The sequence below is a fragment of the Staphylococcus sp. GDX8P54P genome (genome assembly GCF_017893165.1).
GTDB lineage: Bacteria > Bacillota > Bacilli > Staphylococcales > Staphylococcaceae > Staphylococcus > Staphylococcus borealis.
This window is the reverse complement of record NZ_JAESMM010000069.1, coordinates 1-1,305: the sequence shown is the minus strand read 5'-3', so window position 1 is coordinate 1,305 and position 1,305 is coordinate 1. Positions and strand designations below refer to the sequence as shown.

The 1,305-nt window shown below is 33.2% G+C and carries 2 protein-coding genes; both read left to right on the top strand.

The window, feature by feature from the left end:
- The first annotated feature begins 496 nt into the window (after nucleotides 1–496).
- On the top strand, nucleotides 497–835 hold the full coding sequence (locus tag KA909_RS13120) for an SAUGI family uracil-DNA glycosylase inhibitor (protein WP_053464901.1): 339 nt from the start codon (nucleotides 497–499) through the stop codon (nucleotides 833–835).
- Nucleotides 836–930: 95 nt separating this feature from the next.
- Nucleotides 931–1,242 (top strand): DUF960 family protein, encoded by a 312-nt coding sequence (locus tag KA909_RS13115; protein ID WP_210130310.1) that lies wholly within the window; start codon nucleotides 931–933, stop codon nucleotides 1,240–1,242.
- Nucleotides 1,243–1,305 lie beyond the last annotated feature (63 nt).

Genomic DNA, 1,305 nt, shown 5'->3' with positions numbered 1-1,305 from the left:
CAAACACTCTACTTTCAAATCTAATATCTATGTACTGTCCTTTCGTCATTCAATAACACCCATCTAACGAACCTTTTCAACATACTAACAAGTCACAACTCAATGTGAAGCTTATATTGTATGACGAAAGAACATCCCAAAATAAAATATGAACGGGATAGCAATGGGATTGGATAACTTCATGTAGGAGAAGGATTACGCAAGCGTAATCCCGAAATCCCATTATTATTTATAAATAAATAATATAAAAAGAAAAAATAAGTCGTAATTACATCTACATATCCAAATGATATATAAATATATAGCTATATTTCCCGAGAAATGAGCGGGATAACGGGATTTCCTTGTCATATCAACAATTGTGACGACTTTCAATTGGAATCTTTTCTGTATTTCAGTGGGATTTCTAGGCGAAACAAATGGTATTTCAAACTTATATTATCAAAATGATGTATCACATGCATACATCCATCAAACACATTAGGAGGTCATAATGATGACACTAGAACAACAACTCAAGCATTATATAACCAACTTATTCAATCTGCCAAAGGAAGAAAAATGGGAATGTGAATCCATCGAGGAAGTCGCTGATAATATCCTACCTGACCAATATGTAAGGCTTGGTCCACTTAGTAATAAAATACTTCAAACCTATACCTACTACTCTGACACACTTCACGAAAGCAATCTCTATCCTTTCATTCTCTACTATCAGAAACAGCTCATAGCCATCGGTTATATCGACGAAAATCACGATATGGATTTCTTATACCTACACAACACTATCATGCCTCTTTTGGATCAACGATACTTACTAACAGGGGGACAATAATATGCATAAATACATCAAAATTACACAATTAGTCATTACAATACTAAGTGAAATCATCATTTGGATGAAAGAGTCAGAACGAAAGGAAGTCTCTTATGAATAGATATATCACCCGGGGTATCGCCAACAACTTACCTAATATCTTACAACACCAATTATGGAAACTCGTATCTGAGCGAGAACAAGAACAAACCAAAGATAATACCTTAGTAGATTATTTTCATATATTCCAGTTCAATACACATCGCAATCAATTATATATCAAACACAAACAAGAACGACCAGCGTATGTGAAAACTCAAAAGGCAAATATCAATCAACCTATCAATATCAATAAGGTCTACATTATCCGTGAAGATGATGTAGACCTTTCTTATTACATTATGTTATTACCAAATGAATATTAAGGAGATAAAATCAATGGAAAATATCACAAATACACTTGTCACTACTGCAATATTTGACGAAAA